Here is a 24,223-nt window from a genome sequence, read left to right as displayed (position 1 = left end):
TTTTTTGTTTAGACTTGGAGTATCAGGCCAGTTCGCACTCCAGGGAGCCGTCATGCCACACACCCACTACACCACGCTCATCTCCGCAGCCAATCTCGCCGAACGTCTGGCCGCGGCGCCGGGCAGCGTCGCCGTATTCGACTGCCGCTTCGATCTCGCCGATCCGGCCGCGGGCGAAGCCGCCTATGCGGCCGGGCACATCCCGGGCGCGCAGTATCTTCATCTGGACCGCGACCTGTCCGGCCGCAAGACCGGCACCAACGGCCGCCATCCGCTGCCGACCCGCGACGCATTCGCGACGCTGATGGCCAGCCGCGGCGTCAAGCAGGGCCAGCAGGTGGTCGCGTATGACGCACACGGCGGCGCCTATGCGGCGCGCCTGTGGTGGCTGCTGCGCTGGCTCGGGCACGACTCGATCGCGGTGCTCGACGGCGGCCTGCAGGCATGGGAAGCGGCCGGCCAGCCGTTGACGACCGACGTGCCGCACCCGCCCGCCGGCGACTTCCGGGCGGCAGCGCCGCTTGAATCGACGGTCGACGCGGCAGCCGTGCTCGCGAACGTGACGTCGGCCCAGCGCGTCGTGATCGATGCGCGCGCGCCCGACCGCTATCGCGGTGAAAACGAAACGATCGATCGTGTCGGCGGCCATATCCCCGGCGCACGCAACCGGTTCTTCAAGGACAACCTGAACGCCGACGGCCGCTTCAAGACCGGCCACGAACTGCGCGAGACATTCACCACGCTGCTGGCCGGCACCGAACCGAACAGCGTGATCCTGCAATGCGGCTCCGGCGTGACCGCATGCCACAACGCGCTCGCGCTCGAAATCGCCGGGCTGCATGGCGCATCGCTGTATCCGGGCTCGTGGAGCGAATGGAGCGCCGATCCGTCGCGGCCGATCGCGACCGGCCCGACGCCGTAACACACCGGCACTGCGCAAGATGACGCGGCGGCATGTGCCGCCGCGTGTCGTTTACATCACGCCGTATTTGTGGAACCACTCGATCGCGCGCTTCCAGCCGTCCTCGGCATCGCCCTTCACGTAACTCGGCCGGTAATCGGCGAAGAATGCGTGACCGGCATCCGGATATACGACGATTTCGGATTGGCGCGCGAGCTTCGAGTCGCTGGTCTGGATTGCCTTGCGCATGTCGGCCAGCGACGCCTGCGTGATGTTCGTGTCCTTCTCGCCGTACAGCCCGAGCACCGGCACCTTCAGCAACGCCGCATGATCGATCGGATTGAACGGCGTCATCTCGTCGGTCTTGCCCTCGACGAACCCGTACCACGCCACGGCCGCGCGCACGTGCGGATTGTGCTCCGCATACAGCCACGCCTGACGACCGCCCCAGCAGAACCCCGTCACGCCGAGACGCGACAGGTCGCCGCCGTTCTTGCCGGCCCACGCGACGGTCGCATCGAGATCCTCGGTGACCTGGCGGTCCGGCACCTTGCTGACGATGTTGTCGACGAGCGCCTGGATCGTCGGGTACTTCGACGCATTGCCCTGGCGCGCGAACAGGTCCGGCGCGATCGCGAGATAGCCGAGTTTCGCGAAGCGACGGCAGACGTCGGCGATATGCTCGTGCACGGCGAAGATCTCGTGGATCACGATGACGACCGGCAGGTTCGTCTTGTCGACCGGCTGCGCGCGATACGCGGGGATGCTCGCGTCGCCCGAGCGGATCTCGATGGTGTCGACGTCCAGCCCGGCGCTGTCGGTCGTGATGGTCTGCGCCGACACGGGCAGCACGGCCGCCGCGAAGGTGCCGCCCAGCGCGGCCTGCATGAACTTGCGGCGCGAGAACGGAACGTGGGGAACCAGGCTGTCGACTTCGGGTTTCAACATGAATGCACTCCTCGAATGGGGCGCCGCCGTCACGGCCACGGATCCGACCTGACGGGGCATCGCGCAGGCGGACGGCGCGGATGTCGCGGCGGTTGGCACACCGCCGCAAGCGGAAACCCGCACAAGATGCCCAATAATCCGTTGTCGCGTCAACTGTCAGATGTGTAAGACTCGATTACGACGGTGCGATCCCGTGATATCGACCGCGGTGTCGATGGCCGCCGGCCGGCCCTCCGTTCCATGTGCGGAATGCACGCAACGAGCACCGTTGCGCTATCGAATGCTTTCGGATTGAAACGAAAAGACGTGCAGCGCATGGGCAGTCATTCTGCGCCCGAAAAAGACAACGGGCAGGAAACGCGCTCGATGCGCATTCCCTGCCCGCCCGGTGCACGAACCGCTGTCAGTGCAGCTTGACGCGCGGCAGTGTCGTGCGGCGCAGCCAGTGCGCGACCGTATCGAGCATCATGCGCGGGTAGCCGTGCAGCGCCGCGATATGCAGCCGGTACAGCGACATGTACATGAACCGCGCGAACAGCCCTTCGATCAGCATGTTGCCGCCGATCAACCCGCCCATCAGGTTGCCGACCGCACTGAAGTGGCCGAGCGACACGAGCGAACCGAAATCGCGATACGTGAACTCGGGCAGCGGACGCCCGTCGAGCCGGCATCCGATCGCCTTCAGCAGGAAGCTCGCCTGCTGATGCGCGGCCTGCGCGCGCGGCGGCACGTTGCGTTCGTTGCCGGGCCATGCGCATGCCGCGCAGTCGCCGAGCGCGAAGACGTTGTCGTCGGTGAAGGTCTGCAGCGTGCGGCGCACGTCGAGCTGGCCGAGCTTGTTGACCTGCAGGCCATCGAGATTCGACAGCACGGACGGCGCCTTGATGCCGGCCGCCCAGACCGTGAGATCCGCACGCACCGCCTTGCCGCTCGCGGTGTGCACGACGCCGGGCGCGACTTCCGTCACGCGCTCGGACAGCATCAGTCGCACGCCGAGCTTTTCGAGCAGTTCGGCCGTCGCGGTCGACACGCGCTCCTGCAACGCCGGGAGAATTCGCGGCCCCGATTCGATCAGCACGATGCCGACGTCGTGTCGCGGGTCGAGCTTGTGCAGCCCGTACACCGACAGCACCTGCGCGGTATTGCGCAGCTCGGCGGACAACTCGACGCCCGTCGCGCCGCCGCCGACGATCACGACCTGGATGCGCGGCTCGGCCGCAGCGCCCGGCGCGGGCTGCGCCGGCGCCTGGTGCTCGGCGCGCATGCACGCGGCGATCAAGCGCTTGCGGAAGCGCTCGGCCTCACCGACCGTATCGAGCGCGATCGCGTTCTGGGCCGCGCCCTGCACGCCGAAGAAGTGCGTCGTGCTGCCGATCGCGATCACCAGCGTGTCGTATTCCAGATCGCGCGCGGGCAGCAGTTCCTCGCCGTCGCTGTCGTTGACGGGCGACAGCGTGATGCGCTTCGCCGTGCGGTCGAGCGCGGTGAGTTCGCCCTGCTGAAACTCGAAGCCGTGCCAGCGCGCCTGCGCCGCATATTCGAGTTCCTGCGTGAACGGGTCCATGCTGCCGGCCGCGACTTCGTGCAGCAACGGCTTCCAGATGTGGGTCGGATTGCGGTCGACGAGCGTGACGAGCGCGCGCGCGGGACGATTGGCGCGCGCGCCGTAACGGTCGCCGAGCCGCGTCGCCAGTTCCAGGCCGCCCGCGCCTCCGCCTACGATGATGATCCGATGCATCTGATTCCCCCTTTGCGATTCGAAACTGCTGCCGCCGGACGATGCGCACGCATCCATTCGCGCCGCCCGTTGGATTAACCGGTTCGGACATCATCGATGTGCAGTTCGAAACACTTCGATGCGCCGATTCCGGAACGCGGGCCGCGCCGCCCCCGCGACAATGATCTGACTCACTTGCATTGTCCGGGAGCTTGCGCGTTGACCACAAGCAAACCATCTCGATATTCAGCATCCCTGCAACAATATGCCGCGGGAAGCGGGAATCGCACGGGGGTGCGTCAGTGTGCCTCTTCCCAGTTCGCGCCGGCGCCCACTTCGGCGACCAGCGGCACCTTCAGCTTCGCCACACCGCACATCATTTCCGGCAGTTTCTCGCGCACGAGCGACAGTTCGTCGTCGGGCACCTCGAGCACCAGTTCATCGTGCACCTGCATGATCATTCGCGACGCGAGCCGGTCGCGCGTGAGCCAGTCGTCCACCGCGATCATCGACAGCTTGATCAGGTCGGCCGCCGTGCCCTGCATCGGTGCATTGATGGCCGCGCGCTCGGCGGCCTGACGGCGCGGGCCGTTGCCGCCGTTGATCTCCGGCAGCCACAGGCGACGACCGAAAACGGTTTCGACGTAGCCCTTGTCCTTCGCTGCCGTGCGCGTGTCTTCCATGTACTGCGCAACGCCCGGGTAGCGCGTGAAGTAGCGGTCGATATAGAGCTTCGCCGCATCGCGCGTGATGCCGAGGTTCGACGCGAGGCCGAACGCGCTCATCCCGTAGATGAGCCCGAAGTTGATGACCTTCGCGATCCGGCGCTGGTCGGAGTTGACCTCCAGCGGCGTCACGCCGAACACTTCGGCAGCAGTTGCGCGGTGGATGTCCTCGCCTTGCGCGAACGCGCGCAACAGCGACGCGTCGCCGGAGATGTGCGCCATGATCCGCAGTTCGATCTGCGAATAGTCGGCCGACACGATCCGGTGGCCGGGCGATGCGATGAACGCTTCGCGGATCCGCCGGCCTTCGGCCGTGCGCACCGGAATGTTCTGAAGATTGGGATCGTTCGATGCGAGCCGGCCCGTGACCGCGACGGCCTGCGCATAGTTCGTGTGCACGCGGCCCGTTGCCGGATTCACCATGCGCGGCAGCTTGTCGGTGTAGGTCGACTTCAGCTTCGACAGCCCGCGATGCTCGAGCAGCAGCTTCGGCAGCGGATAATCCTCGGCCAGCTTCTGCAACACTTCTTCGTCGGTCGACGGTGCGCCGCTCGGCGTTTTCTTCACGACCGGCAACTGCAGCTTCTCGAAGAAGATCTGGCCGATCTGCTTCGGCGAGCCGAGATTGAACTCGCCGCCGGCCAGTTCGTACGCCTGCCCTTCGAGCTCGATGAGGCGCGTCGCGATCTCGGTGCTTTGCGCCTGCAGAAGCGCGTCGTCGATCAGCACGCCGGTGCGCTCCATCTTGCGCAGCACGAGCGATACCGGCATCTCGATGTCGCGATACACGCGCTCGAGGCCCGCTTCACGCGCGACCTGCGGATACAGCGCCTGGTGAAGCTGCAGCGTGATGTCCGCATCTTCGGCCGCGTACGCGGCGGCCTGCTCGAGCGCCACTTCGTCGAAACCGATCTGCTTCGCGCCCTTGCCGGCCACGTCCTCGTACTTGATCGTCTTGACGCCCAGATGACGCAGCGCGAGGCTGTCCATGTCGTGCGTGCGGTGCGATTCGAGCACGTACGATTCGAGCAGCGTGTCGTGCTCGATGCCGTTCAGCGCGATGCCGTAGTTCGCGAGCACCTGCGCGTCGTACTTCAGGTGCTGGCCGACCTTCTTGCGATCGGCCGATTCGAGCCACGGCTTCAGGCGCGCGAGCACGTCGTCGATCGGCAGTTGCTCGGGCATGTCGGGGCCGCGATGCGCGACCGGAAGATACGCGGCCTTGCCGGGCTCGATCGAGAACGACAGGCCGACGAGGCGGGCGGTCATCGGGTCGAGCGCGGTGGTTTCGGTGTCGAACGCGGTGAGTGCGGCCGCATCGATCTTCGCGAACCACGCGTCGAATTGCGCCCAGGTCTGGATCGTGTCGTATTCGCGGACGATGTCCGCCGCGATCACCGGCGCAGGGTCGCCCTCCGGCGCATCGGCGCCGCCGCCTTCGGCGGGCGCGCTCTCGACTTCGCGCAGCCACGTCTTGAAGCCGTAGCGCGCGAAGATGTCGCGCAGCAGATCGCGTGCTTCGCCGTCCGTCTTCAGCGACGCCTCGATCGATTCGAGATGCGGCGCGAGATCGCAGGCCGTCTCGACGGTCACGAGCGTGCGGCCGAGCGGCAGGAAGTCGAGCGCGCGGCGCAGGTTGTCGCCGACCACGCCCTTGATCTCGCCCGCGTGTTCGATCACGCCGTCGAGGCTGTCGTATTGCGACAGCCATTTCACGGCCGTCTTCGGCCCGCACTTCTCGACGCCCGGCACGTTGTCGACGGTATCGCCGATCAGCGCGAGGTAGTCGATGATCCGCTCGGGCGGCACGCCGAACTTCGCGATCACACCGTCGCGGTCGAGCGTCTCGTTGGTCATCGTGTTGACGAGCGTGACGCGATCGGACACGAGTTGCGCGAGATCCTTGTCGCCGGTCGACACGATCACGTTCATCCCGTGCCGCTCGGCTTCGCGCGCGAGCGTGCCGATCACGTCGTCGGCCTCGACGCCCTCGACCATCAGCAGCGGCCAGCCGAGCGCGCGCACCGCGCCGTGGATCGGCTCGACCTGCAATGCGAGGTCGGGCGGCATCGACGGACGGTTTGCCTTATAGTCGGCATAAAGGTCGTCGCGGAACGTCTTGCCCTTTGCATCGAACACGCAAGCGCTATACTCTGCACTGACTTCCTTGCGCATACGGCGCAGCATGTTGATGATTCCGTAGAGCGCTCCGGTCGGCTCCCCGCCAGGGCCACGCAGATCAGGCATCGCATGGTAAGCCCGATACAGATAGCTCGAACCGTCAACCAATAGCAGGGTCTTACCTTCCAGATTTCGTTCTTCAGGCATTATGAACAAGAGAAAAGTGATTCCGAGTCTGCGTTCGCTCGCAGATCAAGAACGCGCGACGGCCAAGAAGGCGCGCGCATCGTGGCAGATGTTCACGATTATGGCAGAGTTTATCGAGGCGACCGAGTACCTGTCGGAGATCCGCCCGGCTGTCAGCATCTACGGTTCTGCCCGTCTCAAGCCCGACACGCCGCACTACAAGCTCGCGGTGCAGATCGCGCGCAAGCTGTCCGACGCCGGCTTCGCGGTCATCTCCGGCGGCGGCCCCGGCATCATGGAAGCGGCGAACAAAGGCGCACACGCCGGCAAGGCGCCGTCGGTCGGCCTGAACATCGAGCTGCCGCACGAGCAGGCGGGCAACCACTTCCAGGACATCTCGCTGCGCTTCCGTCATTTCTTCACGCGCAAGGTCACGTTCGTGAAGAACTCCGACGCGGTGATCGTGATGCCGGGCGGCTTCGGCACGCTCGACGAACTGTCCGAAGTGCTCACGCTGATCCAGACGAAGAAGTCGCGCCTCGTGCCGATCATTCTCGTCGGCAGCGCGTTCTGGCAGGGGCTGCTGCAATGGTTCCGCGACCAGCTGATTCCGATGGGCCTCATCAATTCGGAAGACATGAATCTGATGCAGGTGATCGACGATCCCGACCAGGTGCTCGACGCCGTGCTCGCGTTCTACGAGGACAGCGGCGAGGAAGAAGGCTCGGACGGCGACGGCCAGCCGCCGCGGCCTGAAGAAGACCGCATGTTCTATCTGTAATTCGATCGATGTCGATCGCCGGCCTCACGGCCGGCATCGCGCATCCGCACCCCGCGCGGCAGGCATGGCGATTTCGCCACCTGCCGCGTGTCATTTTGTAACGCCGCGTTAATCCCGCTGCGCGCTCACGCACCGCCGAATGTCAAATCAGGGCAGCCTGTGCCGCGCAACGCGAATGCCCCGTTCCGCGCCTGCGACCCGTCATTGTCAAATCGTGCGGCCGGCCCTCGATCCGGGTCGGGCCGACGGCCGGAATCCACCGTAACAAACACGCCTCGCCTTTTTCGCGCGATGCCCGCACACTGCATCTCGTCGGCGTGGCGTCCCCCCGGTGGGCGCGATCCCCCCTCGCGTCCATCGCGTCGCGCCGGCCTTTTACAACGACATCACGGAAAACAACATGCAACGCTCGCTGATTGCCCTCGCCTTCGCCGGCCTCGGTCTTTCACTGTCCGGCCTCGCCCACGCCGTCAACGTCGACGTCAACATCGGCACGCCCGCACCGGTCGTCGTCGCGCCTGCGCCCGTGGTGATCGTCGGCTGGCACGGCGACCGCTACTGGGACGGCCGTCGCTACTGGGAACGCCGCGAGTGGGAAGATCACCAGCGCCATCGTGGTCACGAAGGCCGCGGCGGCTATCACTGCCCGCCGGGACACGCGAAGAAAGGCGAGTGCTGAGCAACTGAACATCGGGCCGGTACGCCCGCACTGAAGCGCAACGAACAAGGCCACACGCGAACGAAGGTTCGCGTGTGGCCTTTGTCGTTGGGGCGCGGCGGCGTGCGGCGTTATTGAAACGCCACTTCCGCAAAACTCCGCAGCTTGCGGCTATGCAGCTTGTCGAGCCCGTTCGTGCGCAGGATCTCCATCGCCTTCACACCGATCTGCAGATGCTGGTCGACCTGCCCGCGATAGAACGTGTCGGCCATGCCCGGCAGCTTCAGCTCGCCGTGCAGCGGCTTGTCCGATACGCACAGCAACGTGCCGTACGGCACACGGAAGCGGAAACCGTTCGCGGCGATCGTCGCGCTTTCCATGTCGAGCGCAATCGCGCGGCTCTGCGACAGCCGCTGCACGGGCTCGCGGTGATCGCGCAACTCCCAGTTGCGGTTGTCGACGCTCGCGACCGTCCCCGTGCGCATCACGCGCTTCAGTTCGGCGCCTTCGAGCCGGGTGACCTCGGCCACCCCGCGCTCGAGCGCGAGCTGCACTTCGGCGAGCGCCGGGATCGGCACCCACAGCGGCAGGTCGGCATCCAGCACGTGATCCTCGCGCACGTAACCGTGGGCGAGCACGTAGTCGCCGAGGCGCTGCGTATTGCGCAGGCCCGCGCAATGGCCGAGCATCACCCACGCATGCGGACGCAGCACCGCGATGTGATCGGTGATCGTCTTCGCGTTCGACGGACCGACGCCGATGTTGACCATCGTGATCCCGCTGCCGTCCGCGCGCTTCAGGTGATACGCGGGCATCTGCGGCAGCCGCGGCGGCGCGACGCCCTCCACGGGCTCGCTGCCGAGGTTCGCGTTGTACGTGACGACATCGCCCGGCTCGACGAACGCGCTGTACTGGCTGCGGTACTCGCGCACTTCGGGATCGTCGCTCTCCGTCATCATCATGCGACCGAGCTTCACGAATTCGTCGATGTAGAACTGATAGTTCGTGTACAGCACGTAGTTCTGGAAGTGCGTGGGCGACGTGGCCGTGTAGTGGCGCAGCCGGTGCAGCGAGAAATCGACGCGCGCGGCGGTGAACAGCGCGAGCGGATGCGGCTCGCCGTGCTGCGGCTCGAACGTGCCGTTGACGATGCGGTCGTCGAGGTACGACAGGTCGGGCGTATCGAAGATGTCACGCATCGCGAGCAGGCGGTCGCGGTCGAGTTCGCCTTCGAGATGGATGCCTTCGGGGAACGCGAAGTGAACCGGGATCGGCTGCGACGACACGCCGATCTCGATCTTCACATGGTGGTTCTTCGCCAACAGGCGCAGCTGCTCGCGATAGTAATTCGCGAACAGGTCGGGACGCGTGACCGTCGTCTCGAACACGCCCGGGCCTGCGACGAAGCCGTACGAGCGGCGGGAATCGACGTGGGTGTTGACCTCGGTACGAATCCGCACGAACGGGTAGCACGCGCGCACGTGCTCGGTGATCGGTTCGTGGCGGCGATAACGCGCGAACGCGTCGCGCAGGAAGCCCGTATTGGTGTCGTAGATGGCCGACAGCCGCGCGACGGCGGCGACGGAATCGTCGAATGCTTCGACAGGCGGGCTCTCGGGCATTAGCATCCGGTGCCGGCGGCTCAAATCGTTCTTCATTTTCGATACCTCATCTGATCGAACGACATTACCACGGAACCCGGTCATACTCATGGCCGCCTGCTTGCAAGTCGCTTGCACATGAGGGCCGGGCCGCGCCCAGTATTTGCTAAAATCGGTGGGTTCACTGGAGACTCATCATGAAGCCGCTCATTCTCGTCGCCGCTGCTGCCGCATTTGCTGGCATGTTTGCCGCCGTCGGCACCGCTTACGCCGCAGGCAGCACGCCGGACGCCGACGCGCAGGCGCGGGCCGAGGCCAACGAAGCCGCCGGCCTGCCCGATCTCCGCAAGATCAACCGGCCCGGCGCCGAAGTCACGTCGAAAGTCGACTTCGCCGACATTCGCCGCACGCCGAGCTTCCATGAAAAGAGCAGGAACGGCACCGAGGTCACCGAGTATCGCGATCGCGGCAAGCCGGTCGAGATCAACGTGAAGTCGAACTTCGGCACGCGCTACCAGATGAGCTCGACGCCCGACACGTCGCCGAAGCCGCACGACGCCGGCGTCCCGATCACGCGCCTGCCGTCGGTGAACCTGCGCTACTGATTTCCCGCCGCGCCGCGTCGGTCGCCACGCGGCGCACCGGCGCTCCCTTCACCTCCTGTCGCGCCGCACGCCACGCGCGTGCCGACAACTGACCTGACGCATCTCGCATGGCCGTTTTCACCGCTGTTTCCGACTCCGATCTCGCGCAATGGATGCGCCACTACGAACTGGGCGACGTGCTGGCGTTCCGCGGCATTCCGTCCGGTATCGAAAACAGCAACTTCTTCCTGACGACGACGCGCGGCGAGTACGTCCTGACGATCTTCGAAAAGCTGACGGCCGAACAGCTGCCGTTCTACCTCGACCTGATGCGCCATCTGGCGAGCCACGGCGTGCCGGTGCCGGATCCGATCCCGCGCGACGACGGCGCGCTGTTCGGCCTGCTGCACGGCAAGCCGGCCGCGATCGTCACGAAGCTCGACGGCGCCGCCGAACTCGCGCCGGGGATCGAACACTGCATCGAGGTCGGGCAGATGCTCGCGCGCCTGCACCTCGCGGGGCGCGACTATGCGCGCTACCAGCCGAACCTGCGCAGCCTGCCGTGGTGGCAGGAAAACGTCCCGGCGATCGTTCCGTTCGTGTCCGACGCGCAACGCACGCTGCTCGAGGGCGAACTCGCGCACCAGGCCGCGTTTTTCGCGTCCGACGACTATGCGGCGCTGCCGAGCGGCCCGTGCCACTGCGACCTGTTCCGCGACAACGTGCTGTTCGCGCACGCGGCGCCCGGCACCGGTCATGACGTACGGCTCGGCGGCTTCTTCGATTTCTATTTCGCGGGCTGCGACAAATGGCTGTTCGACGTCGCGGTGACCGTCAACGACTGGTGCGTCGACCTCGCGACGGGCGTGCTCGACGTCGCGCGCGCGGACGCGCTGCTGCGGGCATACCAAACGGTCCGGCCGTTCACGGCCGCGGAGCGCCGCCACTGGAGCGACATGCTGCGCGCGGGCGCGTACCGCTTCTGGGTGTCGCGCCTGTACGACTTCTACCTGCCGCGCGCGGCCGAAATGCTCAAACCGCACGACCCCGGTCATTTCGAACGCATCCTGCGTGAGCGTATCGCCCACACGCCCGCGCTTCCCGAGACCCATACCGCATGCAACTGATCGAAGTACCCGCGAAAGCGGGCTATGTCTGGTTCCGCCAAGGCATCTGGCTGTTCCGCCGGAACCCCCTCGCGTTCATCACGCTGTTTTTCACGTACCTGCTGGCCATCACGCTGGTGTCGATGGTGCCGGTGATCGGCGCGGCGCTGCCGCTGCTGTTCATCCCCGGCATCGCCGTCGGCTTCATGGCCGCGTGCCGCGACACGGTCGCCGGCAAGCCGGTGATGCCGACGATCCTCATCGACGGCTTCCGCTCGTACGGCACCGCGACGACGCAGCGGCTGCTCGTCCTCGGCCTCGTCTATGTCGCGCTGATGGTGGCGGTGTTCGCGGCGTCGTCCATCGTGGACGGCGGCGGGCTGCTCCACATGATGCTGGGCGCGACGAACGACACGAGTCCGACGCCGGAAGCGCTTGCCGCGCAGGGCACGGTCGGCGCGCTGCTGCTCGCGACGCTGCTCTACGCGCCCGTCGCGATGCTGTTCTGGTTCGCGCCGGTGCTCACCGCGTGGCACGACATCCCGCCCGCCAAGGCGCTGTTCTTCAGCGTCGTCAGCTGCTGGCGCAATCGCGGCGCATTCGTCGTATACGGGCTGCTGTGGTTCGGCGTCGCGCTCGGCTCGTCGTTCGGCCTGTCGCTGCTGCTGCAGGCGCTCGGCGCCGGTGCCTATGTGCTGACGATCATGATGCCGGTGACGATCATCATCGTCACGATGATGTACTGCTCGTTCTACGCGACCTATCGCGGCTGCTTCGGCGTGCAGGAACCGGGCGCCCCGACGCCGACGACCGGCCGCTGACGCCAGTTCGGCCGGCGCACGCCGCCGGCCGCCCATCCCTTCCCGGCCAGCCCGCCCCCAGTTTCGCGGGTTCCGGCTGCCGCCCGCTCTGCCAACGCTGCCCCTGTTCAATCGAATCTTTTGCGCGCAAAATAATTTGCGTACAAATCGTTAGCGCGTTCGCCGCGCCGCCCGAATCATGGACCGCCTCCCCCCCCTGCCCCAGACGCTCGACGAGCAACTCTGCTTCGCGCTCTACTCGACTTCGCATGCGATGACGAAGGCGTACAAGCCGTTGCTCGACAAGCTGTCGCTCACCTATCCCCAATATCTGGCCATGCTCGTGCTGTGGGAACGCGACGACATCGCGGTGAAGGACATCGCCGCCCGCCTCGACCTCGACCCGGCCACCGTCACGCCACTGCTGAAGCGGCTCGAGGCGCTCGGCTACGTCGAGCGCGTGCGCAGCGCGACGGATGAGCGCGTCGTGAACGTGCGCGTGACCGCGGAAGGCCGCGCGCTGAAGGTCAAGGCGCGCTCGGTGCCCGGCGATCTCTTTTGCGCGATGCAGCAAACCCCCGAGTTTCTGGTCAGGCTGCGCGCGGATCTCCAGCAGCTGCGCAACGCGCTGGCGGCCGCCAACGAAGGCTGACGAGCCGACCGGTCGCGAGCCGGCCGATGCGTCAGCCTTTTCTTCAAAATTTCATTTGCACACAAATCATTTGTGTTCTATATTTATCTCGTGGCCGGCGACATCCCAGTTCGACCGGACCGCTTTCCCCCTTTTCCGACAGGAGCTGCACGATGAACATTCTGTACAAGACCAGCGCCACGAGCACGGGCGGCCGCGACGGCCGCGCGGTTTCCGCCGACAACAAGCTGGAAGTGAAGCTGGCCGCGCCGCGTGAACTCGGCGGCACGGGTGCGGAAGGCACGAACCCGGAGCAGCTGTTTGCCGCAGGTTACTCGGCCTGTTTCCTGAGCGCGATGAAATTCGTCGCCGGCCAGAACAAGCAGACGCTGCCGGCTGACACGCAAGTCACCGCGGAAGTGGGCATCGGCCCGAACGACGCGGGCGGCTTCGGGCTTGACATCGAATTGCGTGTATCGCTGCCGGGGCTCGACAAGGCCGACGCGCAGGCGCTGGTCGACAAGGCGCACCACGTGTGCCCGTACTCGAACGCGACCCGCAACAACGTGCCGGTGCGCCTGACGGTGGTCTAACGCGACACGCGGCGCCGAATGCAAAAAGGGCGTGTGCGGCTACTTGCCGCACAGCCCTTTTGCGTGATTCGCCGGACCGGCTGACGAGCCGGCCCGCGCTGCGCTACTTAACGCGAGCCGAACGAGAACGGACGGTTCATCGCCGCTTCGCGATCGATCTTGCGCATGCGGAATTCGAGGTCATAGATGTCGGTGGCTTCGGACAGGTACGCGTCGGCGCGCTCTTTTGCGGCCTTTTCAGCGTTCTTGGTCAGCATCAGGAAGAGGTGGCTCAGCAGGTACATGATCGATCTCGCAATCCAAGGGTTCTTTGACTAGGGTTTTCCCGAATTATAGGGAAAACCCTAGTCATTGGCTAGCATCGATCAGACGGTGCGTCGTTCGGTCGCCACAGTCCGACGATTCCGTTCGAAAAAGGACCAGATCATCGCGCTCGCGTCGGGGCCGACCGCCGCATGAAACGGTACGGCTTCGTCGCCGCCAGCCCACGCGTGATCGAGCCCCTTGACGTGGCAAAGCCGCACGACCGGCTCCCCGTCGCGGCGCACGTCGGTGATGTGCGCGCCCGCCTCGCGCGTCTCCACGCGCTCGCCGCCGCGCAGCGCGCCCCGGCTGTCCGCGAGGCCGTTCAGGCGCATGAACTGCACCGTGAGCTGGTCCGCATTCTTCGGCGCGACGACGTGGTCGGCGTCACCCTGCACGATCAGCGCGGGCATGCCCGGATACGCACTGGCGTCGATCAGCGCGTCGAGCACGGCCGCCGGGTTCTCCCGCAGTCCGCGCCGCATCACGTCCATCGCACTGATGCCGGAATTCGCCTCGCCGAGCGCCGGCCCCGAGTGCAGCGCGACCGCCGCGAAGTGATCCGGATGGTGCAGTGCGAGCAGCGCCGCCAGCCCCGCGCCGGCCGACAACCCCGCGACGTAGACGCGCGATGCGTCGAAACCGTGCTCGTCGACCAGCGCATCAATCAGCGACGCGACCGTATCCGCTTCGCCACGACCCGCGCGATCGGTATCCTCATACCAGTGCCAGCAGCCGTGCGCGTGCGCACGTTGCGACTGCTCCGGATACAGCACCGCGAAGCCGTGCTTGTCGGCCAGCAGGTTCATCCGCGTGCCCTGCGCAAACTCGTCGACTGATTGCTGGCAACCGTGCAGCATCACGACGAGCGGCATCGCACCGCGCCGACGCCCGGGCGGGACATAAAGCCCGTATGCGAGCTGCTGGACGAGGCGGCCGAGTGCAGGCGCCATTGGATGCTCGCCACGCGTCCACTCGCCTGCCGCCCAAGCAGCCGCGCGCGGCCGCACGCGCGACTCGCGCGGCGGGGACAGATCGGTGGCGGCGCTCGACGCCGCGGCCTCGAGCGTATCGCGCGCGATCCGCTGTGCATCGCGCGCCCCACGTTTGGCGGCCGGGGACAGCATGCGTTTCACGCCGCCCAGCCATACCTTCGTCAGACTTTTGGTCATCAATCGGGCTCGCAGTCAGGAAAAATAGGGTCACGATACTCGGTGCATCGTTCGACTTTGTGCAATGCACCATAACATTGTTTCTGGGATTTTTCCTGCGCGCGGATAGTTCCCGGCGGCGCAAAAAACGGGCCTCGACCGGCCGCGGCGCTATACTGGGGTTTAACCGCTTGTATCCGTTGTAGTCGTTCCGCCCGGCTCGCGCGTTGATTTAAGCATTTGTCCCGCCTCTGTCCGTTCCTTCCCGATGTTCGACCTGCCGTCTCACCTGTGGATCACGATCACCGCGTTCGGTGGCGCTGGCCTGACCTTGCCGCTCGCGATCACGATCGCCGTATGGCTCGCGCTCGGCTACTCGTGGCAGCGCGCCGCCGCGTGGCTCGGCGTGCTCGCGGCCGCGATCGGGGTTGTCGCGCTCACCAAGATCGCGTTCCTCGGCTGGGGCATCGGGATCCGCGCGTGGGACTTCACCGGATTCAGCGGCCACGCGATGCTGTCCACGTCGGTCTATCCCGTCGCGATGTTCCTCGCGCTGATCCGCACGCGCGCGCCGGTGCGGATCGCCGGCATCGCGCTCGGGCTCGCGGCCGGCGTCGCGGTCGGCGTGTCGCGCGTCGCGCTCGCCGCGCATTCGCCGTCCGAATCGATCACCGGCTGCATCATCGGCGCGATCGCCGCACTGGTGTTCATCGCCGGCTCGTGGCAGGCGGTGCCGCACCGCTGGTCGGTGCCGGCGGTCGTCGCGAGCCTCGCGCTCGTCACGATCGCGCTGCATGGCATCACGGTGCCGTCGCACCAGTGGGTCACCAAGGTCGCGCTGGAGCTGTCGGGGCACGAGCGGCCGTTCGTCCGCGCCCGCTGGAAAGCCAATCCGAACTACCGGCCGGCATCGCAGCCGTCATCGCTGCACCGCACGGGGCTGTCGCTGCCGTCGCTGCACGCGTGACGGGCCGCGCGCACGCCACTCCCGCCGCGTTTCACGTCTGAAGGTTCCATGCGTCCCGGCGCATGAACGGTATGTCGAGCGTTATAACCTCCCCTATATTACGATTACGGTTTTCAACCATTCGAACGACCCGACCATGCGCTCAACCGTCCGCCCGCTTCGCCGCACCCTGCTGCGCCTGTTGCCGCTCGCCACGCTTGCCGCGGGCGTCGCGTTCAGCGCGCCGGCTTCCGCTGCCGACGAGCTGGTCGTGTCGGCGGCCGCGAGCCTGACGAACGCATTCAAGGCAGTCGGCGATGCGTACCACAAGCAGCACCCGGACACGAAGGTGCTGTTCAACTTCGGCGCGTCGGACGTGCTGATGCAGCAGATCGCCAAGGGCGCGCCGGCGGATGTGTTCGCTTCGGCCGACCAGAAGGCGATGGATCGCGCCGTCACCGAAAAGGTCATCGTGCCCGGCACGCGCCGCGATTTCGCGGCGAATTCGCTCGTGCTGATCGTGCCGGCGGACAGCCGTGCGGCCGCGCCGACGTCGCTGAACGACCTGACGGTGCCCGGCGTGAGGCGTATCGCGTACGGCGATCCGGCATCGGTGCCGGTCGGCCGCTATACCGAAGGCGCGCTGCGCGCGGCAGGGGTGTGGGACGCCGTCAGCGCCAAGGGCGTGCTGGCCGCGAACGTGCGCCAGAGCCTCGATTACGTCGCGCGCGGCGAAGTCGACGCGGGCTTCGTGTTCGGCACCGACGCGGCGATCATGCCGGGCCGCGTGAAGATCGCGCTGACCGTGCCGACGCAGACGGCCATCACCTATCCGATCGCGGTGGTCAAGGACAGCCGCCATGCCGCGCAGGCGCAGTCGTTCATCGATTTCGTCGCGTCGCCGCAGGGCCAGGCCGTGCTGTCGACGTTCGGCTTCAAGCCCGCGGGCAAGTGAGCACGGCATGATGCAGGACGCGTGGGTACCGCTGCTGTTGTCGCTGAAGGTCGCCGGCTGGGCGACCGCGCTCGACGTCGTGCTCGGCGTCGCCGCCGCCTTCGTGCTCGCGCGCTGGCGCTCGCCGATGCGCGACGTGGTCGATTCGCTGCTGACGCTGCCCCTCGTCCTGCCGCCGACGGTGCTCGGCTATTACCTGCTCGTGCTGCTCGGCCGGCGCGGCATGTTCGGTGCGTGGCTCGACAAGCTCGGCATCGAACTCGTCTTCACGTGGCAGGGCGCGGTGATCGCGTCGATGGTCGTCGCGTTTCCGCTGATCCTGAAATCGGCGCGCACCGCGTTCGAAAGCGTCGATCCGCACCTCGAACGCGCGGCCCGCACGCTCGGGCTCGGCGAAGCCGCGGTGTTCTTCCGCGTGACGCTGCCGCTCGCCACGCGCGGCATCCTGGCCGGCGCGCTGCTCGCCTTCGCGCGCGCACTCGGCGAATTCGGCGCGACGCTGATGATCGCCGGCAACCTGCCCGGCCGAACTCAGACGCTGTCGGTCGCGATCTATGCGGCGGTGCAGGCCGGCGACGACAGCACGGCCAACTTCCTCGTGCTGGTGACGTCGATCACCTGCGTGCTCGTGCTGCTCGCGACCGGCTGGCTCGTGCCGTCGCGCGCCGGGCGGAGCCAGCCGACATGACGCGCCGATCGCATCGTTACCGCTTCGCGGCGACACGCGTGCCCGTTGCACGCGCGGTTGGCGGCGCGGGCGGCGCGGCACGACGGAGGCCCGCATGAGCGTCGCCGTCGACATTCGCAAGACCTACGCGAGCGCCGAGCGCCGCTTTACGCTCGACGTGTCGTTCGCGGCCACCACGCAGCGCGTCGTGCTGTTCGGGCCGTCCGGCGCGGGCAAGAGCATGACGCTGCAGGCGATCGCCGGCCTGCTGTCGCCCGACGAAGGCACGATCACGCTGAACGGCGAACCGCTGTTCGATTCCGCGCGCGGCATCGACGTGCCGACCCGCGCGCGCCGCGTCGCGTATCTGTTCCAGGACTATGCGCTGTTCCCGCACCTGAACGTACGCCAGAACATCGCGTTCGGGCTCACGCCCGGCCTGCGCAACCCGCGCGCGAAGACGGTGCCGCCCGAAGTCGCGTACTGGCTGCAGGCGTTCGAGCTCGACGCGCTCGCCGGCCAGTTTCCGTCGCAGTTGTCGGGCGGACAGAAGCAGCGCGTCGCGCTGGCCCGCGCGCTAGTCGCGCAGCCGCACGTGCTGCTGCTCGACGAGCCATTCGCGGCGATCGACGGCGCGATGCGCCAGCGCATGCGCCACGAGCTCGCCGAACTACAGGCGCGCCTCGATATCCCGATGGTGCTCATCTCGCACGATCCCGACGACGTCGCCGCGTTCGGCGACCAGGTCGTGCAATTGAGCGAAGGGCGCGTGCTGGCCGCAACGCCGCACGCCGAGTGGCCGACGCGCGTCGTCGGCGCGCACGACGGCCGTGGCCCGGGCGGCCACGCGGGAGCCTGAGGGAAGCCGCACGGCGGCATCAGCTGGAACAAGCTGGCGACGGGATCGAAGCCGATCGGCGCGTCGTGCACGTCGGGCGGCGCCGGTTTCGCGTCGTCCACCCACGGTCGTCGAAGGCGAAAACCGCGCGCGCGATCAGCCCGTCACCGCGAGAATCACGCTCGATGCCTTGAACAGCGCGATCGCGCGCCGGCCGACGTCGAGTTGCAACGCTCCGACGCTGTCGTTCGTGATGACGGCCGTCAGCGTCCCGCCGCCGTCGAGCGCCAGCGTCACCTCGCTGTTCACCGCGCCCGCCGCGACGGTTTCGACCGTCCCGTGCAACTGGTTGCGCGCGGACACCTTCAACGTGGCTTCGGCTTCATCGGCGACCGCCAGCACGACCCACGACGCCTTCACGAGCGCGCACGCATCCGCGCCCGGCTCGAGGCCGAGCGCGCCGGCGCTTTCGTGCGTGAGCACCGCGACGATCACCTGCCCGCCGGGCAGCACGAGCGTCACTTCGTCGTTCACCGTGCCGCGCACCATCGTCTCGACCTTGCCGAACAGCTGGTTGCGCGCGCTCGTCTTCATGCCGATCCGGCCGATCAGTGCCCAGTCGACGTCGAAGCCGGACACCGCCGCGCTTGCGGCGTCGATGAAGCGGCGATGCTCGCGCTCGATCGTGCGAAACGCGGCGATCAGCGACGTCGCGCGCGGCGTCAGCGTCGTGCCCCCGCCGCCCTTGCCGCCCGTCGAACGCGTGACGAGCGGCTCACCGGCCAGGTTGTTCATCGTATCGATCGCATCCCACGCGGCCTTGTAGCTGAGGCCGACGGCCTTCGCCGCGCGCGTGATCGAACCGGTGTCGCCGATCGCCGCGAGCAGCGCGATGCGGGTCGCGCCGCCGAGCGTCTGCGGGCCGGCGCGCAGCCATAGTTCGCCGCCGAGTCCGAGCGGTCCGGCGGAGGAGGAAGGAGGCGACGTGTCGCTCATGGGTGGGTCTGCAGAAAACGGGGGGCCATTATAGGGAGCGCGCGCCGCTCAACGCGGCTTGCCGTCGAGTCTCGGCGGACGCAGGCTCGCGAGCAGCGCCTCGGCGTCGCGCGCCGCGCGCTGCTCGAGCGCGGCACCGTAGCCGCGCACGAAACCGAGCTGGTACGCGGGCGCCGCCAGTTGCTCGAGATGATGCTGCGCGACCATCGTGTCGTTCGCTTCGCCGAGCACGCTCTGCACGCGCGCGAGCGTCTTGACCGTTTCGTTGCGCGTGCGGCGCGACGCGAGCGACGCGAAGAATTCGAGCGCATAGCGCAGCCGCTTCGCGTCGATCCGCACCTGGTGCCGCGCGGCCGTATCGAGCGACGTGAGCGACGGCGATGCATACAGATGGCCGAACAGCCGCCGCACGCGCTTGGTCGCGTGTCGCCGCAGCGACGGCGCGTCGTCGTCGCCGGCGGCCGGCGGCAGCGCGAGCGTGCTCAGCCATTCGAGCCAGCCGAGCGTCAGCCGCGCATAGCGTGCCGAATGCAGCGCCTGGCGCAGTTCGATGCGCGCCGCCGTCGCCTGCGCACGCGCGGCGTCGAGCGTGCCGTTCCAGTCGGCGCTGCCGCCATCGGCCGCGATCAGCGCGGGCACGCTTTCGGTCGAAAACACGTCCCAGTCGCGCACCGTGCCGAGGAGCGACGCGAGCCAGCGCAGGTCGACACCGAAGGTTTCCTGCCACTGATCGTCCGCGAAGCGCGGAAAGAAGCGCATCAGCGTGCGCAGCCGGCGCAGCGCGACGCGCATCTGGTGCACGAATTCGGGATCGTCGCGATCGAGCACGCCGCCCTCGTTGCCGAGCCATTGCGCGGCGATGTCGCCGGACAGCGCGAACAGCGCGGTTCGCTGCGTGCGGATGCCGGTCAGATCGACGAGTTTCGCCTTGACCGGCCCGGTGACGCCCGGCTCGCCCGCGCACGCGCGATCGATCACGCTGGTCAGCTGCATGAACGCGGGCCATGCGCCGCTGAGCTCGCGCGCGGCGGCGAACAACGCGTGCAGCGCGGCCGTGCGGGCGGGGACGGTTTCCCAGTCGGGCGCCGCCAGGCGCAGCTCGACATGGCGGCGCGGCAGCTCGGCGCCCCCGTGCAGCATGACGTCGTCGAGCGTCATCTCGACCACCACGCCGCTGTCGTCCGCCCATCGCCCGCGCCGCCGCTCGGCGACGAGCCGCAACGGCGCCGGCCCGGACGACGCGGCGACGGCCGCTTCGTCAACGGGGCCGGGTGTCGTATCCGCGCCGGTGGCCGACGCCGATTCCGCATCAGTGCGCGGCGCCGGCGCGGACGGCGGCGTGGCAACGGCAATGCCGGCATGCTCGGCGTCGAACCGCTCGCGCGCCATGACGCCGGGCGCAAATGCCTTCGTGCGGGACGCGACGACACGCCGCCCCTGCGCGTTCGACTCGATCCACGTCCACCAGCACTCGCCGGGGTTCGGCTCGGCCTCCTCGACCTGGCACGGCTCGATCGTCACGCGCTCGTGGCCGCGCCGCATCCGCACCTGCGGACAGATGCGCCACGCACGGACGAGTTCGGCGCCGAAGTCGCGCGGCTCGCCACGGGCCCGGCTTCCCGACTTGACTTGCCAGGCATCCAGCGACAGGCACAACACGATTTCCAGCACACGCGACATGGAGGCTCCCGCACATGAAGAAGCGCCGGTTCATCCTGCGTGCCGGCGTCGTCCGCGAATCGGCTTCCATAGTACACGGCGCGAAAACGCGCGGGCGACGATCCGGCCCTGTCGCCCTGTCGCGCATCAAACGGCGTATTGCGCGATGCCGTTGCCGAACGACCAGTCCTCCTTCAGCACTTCCACGAGACTGATGAACACGTCCTGCTGCCGCACGCCGGGCTGCCGCGCGAGGTTCTCGGTGATGGTCCGGTACAGCGCCCGTTTCTGCTCGAGCGTGCGCGTGTTGTTCGCGGTGATCTGGATCATCACGAGATCGTCGCTGCGTTCGATGTCGAAGTAGTGGCGGCCGAACACGAAGTTCTCGGCCGAGTGCTCGGTCACGACCATGAAGATGTCGTCCTCGGGCACGTTGAACGTGTGCATCAGCGCGCGATGCACGCCGTCGACGAGCGCCGCGCGGTAGGCGGCCGGTTTGCCTTCGCGCACTGCGATTCGGGTGAATGGCATGGTCCTGCTCCTTTCGGTGATATTGAAAATCGGGAACGCAACGTCAGGTTAGGCGCGCAGAACTATAATGAACAGTCATCTATCCATATTTCATTCATTTACATCTGAAATGAAAGTCCTCGACCTCGATGCGGTGCGCGCGTTCGTGCTGGTCGCCGATCTCGCGAGCTTCACGCGCGCCGCCGACGCGCTCGGCACCACGCAGTCGGCCGTCAGCCTGAAGCTGAAGCGGCTCGAAGCCCACCTCGGCAAGCCGCTGCTCGCGCGCACGCCGCGCGTCGTCAAGCTGGCGGCGGACGGCGAAAACTTCCTGCCGGCCGCCCGCGCGCTGCTCGACGCGCACGACCACGCGCTCGGCGCGATTTCGGCCGGCGTGCACCGGCTGTCGCTGGGCGTCAGCGAGCACGTCGCGGTGCCCGACCTGCCGGCCGTGCTGACGAGCCTGCATCGGCAGGATCCCGGGCTGTCGCTGGAAATGCATCTGGGGACGTCGTCGAACCTGCTCGCGCAATACGACGAACGCCGGCTCGACGCGGCGATCGTGCGGCACGAGCCGGGCGAGGACCCGCCGCGCGACGATGGCACGCTGCTGTTTACCGAACCGCTCGCCTGGCTCGCCGCGCCCGACTGGGCGCCGCGTGCGGGCGAGCCGCTGCCGCTCGCGGTGCTGGCCGGGCCGTGCGGCGTGCGAGCCGCCGCGCTGCGCGCGCTGGAGCACGCGGGGCGGCCGTGGCGTGAGCGCTTCACGGGCGGCGGCGTCGCGGCGGTCGCGGCCGCCGCCGCGGCCGGGCTCGCGGTCTGCCCGCTGGCCCGGCGCGTCGCGCCGCGCACGCTGGTCGACGTCGGCGCGAAATTCGGCTTGCCGCCGCTGCCGCACTCGCAGGTCGTGTTGTATTCGCGCGTGCGCGACACCCGCGCGGCCGCCGCCTTGCGGAGGTTTGCCGACAGTCTTGCAATCTCGGCGTAAACTACGCGCTTCGCCGCCCGCAATCCTCTGAAGAATTCGATGAAGCCCGAAGCCCGCAAGCACCTCCGCGCCAACCTGCTGATGCTCGGCGCCGCCGCGATCTGGGGCTCGGCCTTCGTCGCGCAACGGCTGAGCCTCGACGTGATCGGGCCGTTCCTGTTCACGGGGCTGCGCTTTCTGCTCGGCGGCCTGGTGCTGATTCCGCTGCTGACGTTCAACACGGCGTCGCGCGCGCAACTGGCGGCGATTCGCCGCGAACCGGCGCTGCTGGTGCCGGGGCTCGCGCTCGGCGCGCTGCTCGCCGTGTCGATCTCGCTGCAGCAGTTCGGCCTGCAGTACACGCGCATCGCGAACGCGGGCTTCATCAGCTCGCTGTACGTCGTGATCGTGCCGCTGATCGGCGTGTTCGTGCGCCACCGGATCGGCGCCGGCACGTGGTTCGGCGCGCTGCTCGCGGCGATCGGCCTGTATTTCCTCAGCATCGACGAGCATTTCTCGGTGCTCTACGGCGACTGGTTCCAGCTCGCGGGCGCGGTCATCATCGCCGCGCACGTGATGGCCGTCGGCCATTTCGCGAAACGGCACGATCCGCTCGTGCTCGCCTTCCTGCAGTTCGTCACGTGCGGCACGCTGTGTCTCGCGGCCGGCCTCGTGATCGAGCCGGTCAGCGTCGCGATGCTGCGCAGCGCGCTGCCGACGCTGCTGTACGGCGGGCTGCTGTCGGTGGGCGTCGGCTATACGCTGCAGGTCGTCGCGCAGCGCGACGCGGCGCCCGCGCACGCGGCCGTGATCTTCAGCATGGAAGGCGTGTTCGCGGCGATCGCCGGCTGGGCCGCGCTCGGCGAGACGCTGACGCTGCGCGCGCTGGTCGGCTGCGCGCTGATGCTGGCCGGCCTGCTCGCCTGCCAGTTGCTGCCGAACGGCGACGCCCGGAAAAAGGACGAGGACGCGCTGCCGGCGTGACACGCGCGATCCCTATAATGACGATTCGCGTGTTTTTCATGCCAACCGCATCCAACAAACCAGCTCCGTGACGTCCATTCCCGTCGACCCTGCCGCCGACCTGCTGCGCGAACGCGCAGCGCACTATGCCGCCGAGGCCGCGCTGTTCCTGCGCGACCAGGCGCTTTCCACCGCGTCGCACGACCTGCGCAGCCCGCTGAATGCAATGCACAGCTGGGCGTACGTGCTCGAGCGCCAGCTCGCGAGCGCCGACCCGAGCCTGCAGCGCGCGCTCGCGGGCATCCGCACCGGGATCGATCAGCAGGTTGCGCTGATCGATGACGTGCTCGACGCGCCGCGCGCGGAAACGCGCACGCTGGCGATCGCCGCGCAGCCGTTCGCGCTGCGCCCGCTGCTCGACGACACGCTCGCGCTGGTGCGCTTCGCGCTCGCCGACGCCCGGCAGGTGAGCATCGATGCGACGCTGCCCGACGGCGAGCCGTCACTGAGCGCCGATCGCGAACGCCTCGCACAGGCGCTCTGGACGATGCTGACGACGGCCGTCGAAGCCAGTGCCGCCGGCAACCGCGTGACGTTCGCGTGCACGCGCGACGGCGCGCAGTGCGTCGCGCATGTCACCTGCGGCGTGAGCGCCGCCGCGCTCGCCGATCCGGCGCTGCCGCACGCGTTCGACGCGTTCGCACGTCGCGAGATGCTGCGCTCGCGCGACGCGAAGCGCGTCGCGTGGGTGCTCGCGCTGTGCCAGCGTGTCGCGCTCGCGCACGGCGGCACCTTCACGCACGCCGCGTTCGCCGACGGCGCCGTCGTCACGCTGTCGCTCGCGGTTCCGTGCGAGGCGGCGGGCTAAGCCATTCGGCCGTCCGATACATTACAACTTCCTTTCCGGCCCTATACT

The 24,223-nt window shown here is 67.7% G+C and carries 24 protein-coding genes; 15 read left to right on the top strand and 9 right to left on the bottom strand.

What is annotated here, in order from left to right:
- The first annotated feature begins 52 nt into the window (after positions 1-52).
- Positions 53-922 carry a sulfurtransferase gene (locus ACP26O_RS25915; RefSeq protein WP_175663152.1) on the top strand — a complete coding sequence of 290 codons (870 nt, stop codon included), beginning with the start codon at positions 53-55 and terminating at the stop codon, positions 920-922.
- A gap of 51 nt (positions 923-973) precedes the next feature.
- Here ACP26O_RS25915 and ACP26O_RS25910 read toward each other — a convergent pair whose 3' ends face one another.
- The 3 genes from ACP26O_RS25910 to polA all read right to left on the bottom strand — a co-directional run bounded on the left by ACP26O_RS25910 (position 974) and on the right by polA (position 6,619).
- The gene (locus ACP26O_RS25910) at positions 974-1,849 is read right to left on the bottom strand and encodes a dienelactone hydrolase family protein (RefSeq protein WP_175663153.1); all 876 of its coding nucleotides are present in this window, start codon (positions 1,847-1,849) and stop codon (positions 974-976) included.
- Between the two features lie 403 nt (positions 1,850-2,252).
- Positions 2,253-3,587 carry an NAD(P)/FAD-dependent oxidoreductase gene (locus ACP26O_RS25905; protein WP_175663154.1) on the bottom strand — a complete coding sequence of 445 codons (1,335 nt, stop codon included), beginning with the start codon at positions 3,585-3,587 and terminating at the stop codon, positions 2,253-2,255.
- Positions 3,588-3,865: 278 nt separating this feature from the next.
- Positions 3,866-6,619 (bottom strand): DNA polymerase I, encoded by a 2,754-nt coding sequence (gene polA / locus ACP26O_RS25900; protein WP_105831359.1) that lies wholly within the window; start codon positions 6,617-6,619, stop codon positions 3,866-3,868.
- 1 nt (position 6,620) lies between these two features.
- Between polA and ACP26O_RS25895 the strand changes: the two genes are divergently transcribed.
- Both ACP26O_RS25895 and ACP26O_RS25890 read left to right on the top strand, forming a co-directional pair.
- Positions 6,621-7,379, top strand: coding sequence for a TIGR00730 family Rossman fold protein (locus ACP26O_RS25895; protein ID WP_426356339.1), 759 nt, complete (start codon positions 6,621-6,623; stop codon positions 7,377-7,379).
- Between the two features lie 400 nt (positions 7,380-7,779).
- A complete protein-coding gene (locus ACP26O_RS25890) occupies positions 7,780-8,058 on the top strand; it encodes a hypothetical protein (protein ID WP_011658287.1) in 279 nt (92 codons plus the stop codon).
- 110 nt (positions 8,059-8,168) lie between these two features.
- Here ACP26O_RS25890 and ACP26O_RS25885 read toward each other — a convergent pair whose 3' ends face one another.
- The gene (locus ACP26O_RS25885) at positions 8,169-9,695 is read right to left on the bottom strand and encodes an AMP nucleosidase (RefSeq protein WP_175663155.1); all 1,527 of its coding nucleotides are present in this window, start codon (positions 9,693-9,695) and stop codon (positions 8,169-8,171) included.
- Positions 9,696-9,835: 140 nt separating this feature from the next.
- Here ACP26O_RS25885 and ACP26O_RS25880 point away from each other — a divergent pair, with 140 nt between their 5' ends.
- From ACP26O_RS25880 to ACP26O_RS25860, 5 genes are all read left to right on the top strand, one after another.
- Positions 9,836-10,243 (top strand): hypothetical protein, encoded by a 408-nt coding sequence (locus ACP26O_RS25880; protein WP_006753400.1) that lies wholly within the window; start codon positions 9,836-9,838, stop codon positions 10,241-10,243.
- A gap of 107 nt (positions 10,244-10,350) precedes the next feature.
- On the top strand, positions 10,351-11,349 hold the full coding sequence (locus ACP26O_RS25875; protein ID WP_126225046.1) for a homoserine kinase: 999 nt from the start codon (positions 10,351-10,353) through the stop codon (positions 11,347-11,349).
- A complete protein-coding gene (locus ACP26O_RS25870) occupies positions 11,340-12,149 on the top strand; it encodes a BPSS1780 family membrane protein (RefSeq protein ID WP_175655130.1) in 810 nt (269 codons plus the stop codon). The genes ACP26O_RS25875 and ACP26O_RS25870 overlap by 10 nt, the downstream gene beginning before the upstream one ends.
- Positions 12,150-12,327: 178 nt before the next feature.
- Entirely contained in the window at positions 12,328-12,780 is a 453-nt protein-coding gene (locus ACP26O_RS25865; RefSeq protein WP_175655131.1) for a MarR family winged helix-turn-helix transcriptional regulator, read from the top strand.
- A gap of 152 nt (positions 12,781-12,932) precedes the next feature.
- Complete coding sequence (locus ACP26O_RS25860; RefSeq protein ID WP_011658280.1) at positions 12,933-13,352, top strand: organic hydroperoxide resistance protein; 420 nt, start codon at positions 12,933-12,935, stop codon at positions 13,350-13,352.
- Between the two features lie 107 nt (positions 13,353-13,459).
- Here the strand turns inward: ACP26O_RS25860 and ACP26O_RS25855 are convergent, their stop codons facing one another.
- On the bottom strand, positions 13,460-13,636 hold the full coding sequence (locus tag ACP26O_RS25855; protein ID WP_006753395.1) for a DUF3563 family protein: 177 nt from the start codon (positions 13,634-13,636) through the stop codon (positions 13,460-13,462).
- Positions 13,637-13,717: 81 nt separating this feature from the next.
- Positions 13,718-14,827 (bottom strand): extracellular catalytic domain type 1 short-chain-length polyhydroxyalkanoate depolymerase, encoded by a 1,110-nt coding sequence (locus ACP26O_RS25850; RefSeq protein WP_175663156.1) that lies wholly within the window; start codon positions 14,825-14,827, stop codon positions 13,718-13,720.
- A gap of 247 nt (positions 14,828-15,074) precedes the next feature.
- Between ACP26O_RS25850 and ACP26O_RS25845 the strand changes: the two genes are divergently transcribed.
- The 4 genes from ACP26O_RS25845 to ACP26O_RS25830 all read left to right on the top strand — a co-directional run bounded on the left by ACP26O_RS25845 (position 15,075) and on the right by ACP26O_RS25830 (position 18,233).
- A complete protein-coding gene (locus ACP26O_RS25845) occupies positions 15,075-15,773 on the top strand; it encodes a phosphatase PAP2 family protein (RefSeq protein WP_105831354.1) in 699 nt (232 codons plus the stop codon).
- 136 nt (positions 15,774-15,909) lie between these two features.
- Positions 15,910-16,707 (top strand): molybdate ABC transporter substrate-binding protein, encoded by a 798-nt coding sequence (gene modA / locus ACP26O_RS25840; RefSeq protein WP_175663157.1) that lies wholly within the window; start codon positions 15,910-15,912, stop codon positions 16,705-16,707.
- Between the two features lie 10 nt (positions 16,708-16,717).
- Entirely contained in the window at positions 16,718-17,395 is a 678-nt protein-coding gene (gene modB / locus ACP26O_RS25835; RefSeq protein ID WP_175663308.1) for a molybdate ABC transporter permease subunit, read from the top strand.
- A gap of 94 nt (positions 17,396-17,489) precedes the next feature.
- Complete coding sequence (locus tag ACP26O_RS25830) at positions 17,490-18,233, top strand: ATP-binding cassette domain-containing protein (protein WP_175663158.1); 744 nt, start codon at positions 17,490-17,492, stop codon at positions 18,231-18,233.
- A 135-nt stretch (positions 18,234-18,368) separates the two neighbouring features.
- On the opposite strand, the gene ACP26O_RS25825 is transcribed toward ACP26O_RS25830, so the two are convergent.
- The 3 genes from ACP26O_RS25825 to ACP26O_RS25815 form a co-directional block, all read right to left on the bottom strand.
- Entirely contained in the window at positions 18,369-19,208 is an 840-nt protein-coding gene (locus ACP26O_RS25825) for a TOBE domain-containing protein (RefSeq protein ID WP_175663159.1), read from the bottom strand.
- Between the two features lie 48 nt (positions 19,209-19,256).
- Positions 19,257-20,888, bottom strand: a complete 1,632-nt coding sequence (locus ACP26O_RS25820) for a CHAD domain-containing protein (RefSeq protein WP_175663160.1) — start codon at positions 20,886-20,888, stop codon at positions 19,257-19,259.
- A 126-nt stretch (positions 20,889-21,014) separates the two neighbouring features.
- The gene (locus ACP26O_RS25815; RefSeq protein ID WP_011658272.1) at positions 21,015-21,398 is read right to left on the bottom strand and encodes a tautomerase family protein; all 384 of its coding nucleotides are present in this window, start codon (positions 21,396-21,398) and stop codon (positions 21,015-21,017) included.
- 109 nt (positions 21,399-21,507) lie between these two features.
- Between ACP26O_RS25815 and ACP26O_RS25810 the strand changes: the two genes are divergently transcribed.
- The 3 genes from ACP26O_RS25810 (at position 21,508) to ACP26O_RS25800 (ending at position 24,175) form a co-directional block, all read left to right on the top strand.
- Positions 21,508-22,365, top strand: coding sequence for a LysR family transcriptional regulator (locus ACP26O_RS25810; protein WP_012365617.1), 858 nt, complete (start codon positions 21,508-21,510; stop codon positions 22,363-22,365).
- A 39-nt stretch (positions 22,366-22,404) separates the two neighbouring features.
- On the top strand, positions 22,405-23,328 hold the full coding sequence (locus ACP26O_RS25805) for a DMT family transporter (protein WP_175663161.1): 924 nt from the start codon (positions 22,405-22,407) through the stop codon (positions 23,326-23,328).
- A gap of 67 nt (positions 23,329-23,395) precedes the next feature.
- Positions 23,396-24,175 carry a sensor histidine kinase gene (locus ACP26O_RS25800; protein ID WP_175663162.1) on the top strand — a complete coding sequence of 260 codons (780 nt, stop codon included), beginning with the start codon at positions 23,396-23,398 and terminating at the stop codon, positions 24,173-24,175.
- Positions 24,176-24,223 lie beyond the last annotated feature (48 nt).

The organism is Burkholderia sp. R-40 (genome assembly GCF_049942845.1).
GTDB classification, from domain to species: domain Bacteria; phylum Pseudomonadota; class Gammaproteobacteria; order Burkholderiales; family Burkholderiaceae; genus Burkholderia; species Burkholderia ambifaria.
The sequence above is the reverse complement of the archived record's forward strand: the minus strand, read 5'-3'. Positions and strand labels throughout refer to the sequence as shown.

Coding starts and splice junctions, on each gene's coding strand:
- ACP26O_RS25915 (WP_175663152.1), top strand. CDS start 53: ATGCCACACACCCACTACACCACGCTCATCTCCGCAGCCAATCTCGCC.
- ACP26O_RS25910 (WP_175663153.1), bottom strand. CDS start 1,849: ATGTTGAAACCCGAAGTCGACAGCCTGGTTCCCCACGTTCCGTTCTCG.
- ACP26O_RS25905 (WP_175663154.1), bottom strand. CDS start 3,587: ATGCATCGGATCATCATCGTAGGCGGAGGCGCGGGCGGCCTGGAACTG.
- polA (WP_105831359.1), bottom strand. CDS start 6,619: ATGCCTGAAGAACGAAATCTGGAAGGTAAGACCCTGCTATTGGTTGAC.
- ACP26O_RS25895 (WP_426356339.1), top strand. CDS start 6,621: ATGAACAAGAGAAAAGTGATTCCGAGTCTGCGTTCGCTCGCAGATCAA.
- ACP26O_RS25890 (WP_011658287.1), top strand. CDS start 7,780: ATGCAACGCTCGCTGATTGCCCTCGCCTTCGCCGGCCTCGGTCTTTCA.
- ACP26O_RS25885 (WP_175663155.1), bottom strand. CDS start 9,695: ATGAAGAACGATTTGAGCCGCCGGCACCGGATGCTAATGCCCGAGAGC.
- ACP26O_RS25880 (WP_006753400.1), top strand. CDS start 9,836: ATGAAGCCGCTCATTCTCGTCGCCGCTGCTGCCGCATTTGCTGGCATG.
- ACP26O_RS25875 (WP_126225046.1), top strand. CDS start 10,351: ATGGCCGTTTTCACCGCTGTTTCCGACTCCGATCTCGCGCAATGGATG.
- ACP26O_RS25870 (WP_175655130.1), top strand. CDS start 11,340: ATGCAACTGATCGAAGTACCCGCGAAAGCGGGCTATGTCTGGTTCCGC.
- ACP26O_RS25865 (WP_175655131.1), top strand. CDS start 12,328: ATGGACCGCCTCCCCCCCCTGCCCCAGACGCTCGACGAGCAACTCTGC.
- ACP26O_RS25860 (WP_011658280.1), top strand. CDS start 12,933: ATGAACATTCTGTACAAGACCAGCGCCACGAGCACGGGCGGCCGCGAC.
- ACP26O_RS25855 (WP_006753395.1), bottom strand. CDS start 13,636: ATGTACCTGCTGAGCCACCTCTTCCTGATGCTGACCAAGAACGCTGAA.
- ACP26O_RS25850 (WP_175663156.1), bottom strand. CDS start 14,827: ATGACCAAAAGTCTGACGAAGGTATGGCTGGGCGGCGTGAAACGCATG.
- ACP26O_RS25845 (WP_105831354.1), top strand. CDS start 15,075: ATGTTCGACCTGCCGTCTCACCTGTGGATCACGATCACCGCGTTCGGT.
- modA (WP_175663157.1), top strand. CDS start 15,910: ATGCGCTCAACCGTCCGCCCGCTTCGCCGCACCCTGCTGCGCCTGTTG.
- modB (WP_175663308.1), top strand. CDS start 16,718: ATGCAGGACGCGTGGGTACCGCTGCTGTTGTCGCTGAAGGTCGCCGGC.
- ACP26O_RS25830 (WP_175663158.1), top strand. CDS start 17,490: ATGAGCGTCGCCGTCGACATTCGCAAGACCTACGCGAGCGCCGAGCGC.
- ACP26O_RS25825 (WP_175663159.1), bottom strand. CDS start 19,208: ATGAGCGACACGTCGCCTCCTTCCTCCTCCGCCGGACCGCTCGGACTC.
- ACP26O_RS25820 (WP_175663160.1), bottom strand. CDS start 20,888: ATGTCGCGTGTGCTGGAAATCGTGTTGTGCCTGTCGCTGGATGCCTGG.
- ACP26O_RS25815 (WP_011658272.1), bottom strand. CDS start 21,398: ATGCCATTCACCCGAATCGCAGTGCGCGAAGGCAAACCGGCCGCCTAC.
- ACP26O_RS25810 (WP_012365617.1), top strand. CDS start 21,508: ATGAAAGTCCTCGACCTCGATGCGGTGCGCGCGTTCGTGCTGGTCGCC.
- ACP26O_RS25805 (WP_175663161.1), top strand. CDS start 22,405: ATGAAGCCCGAAGCCCGCAAGCACCTCCGCGCCAACCTGCTGATGCTC.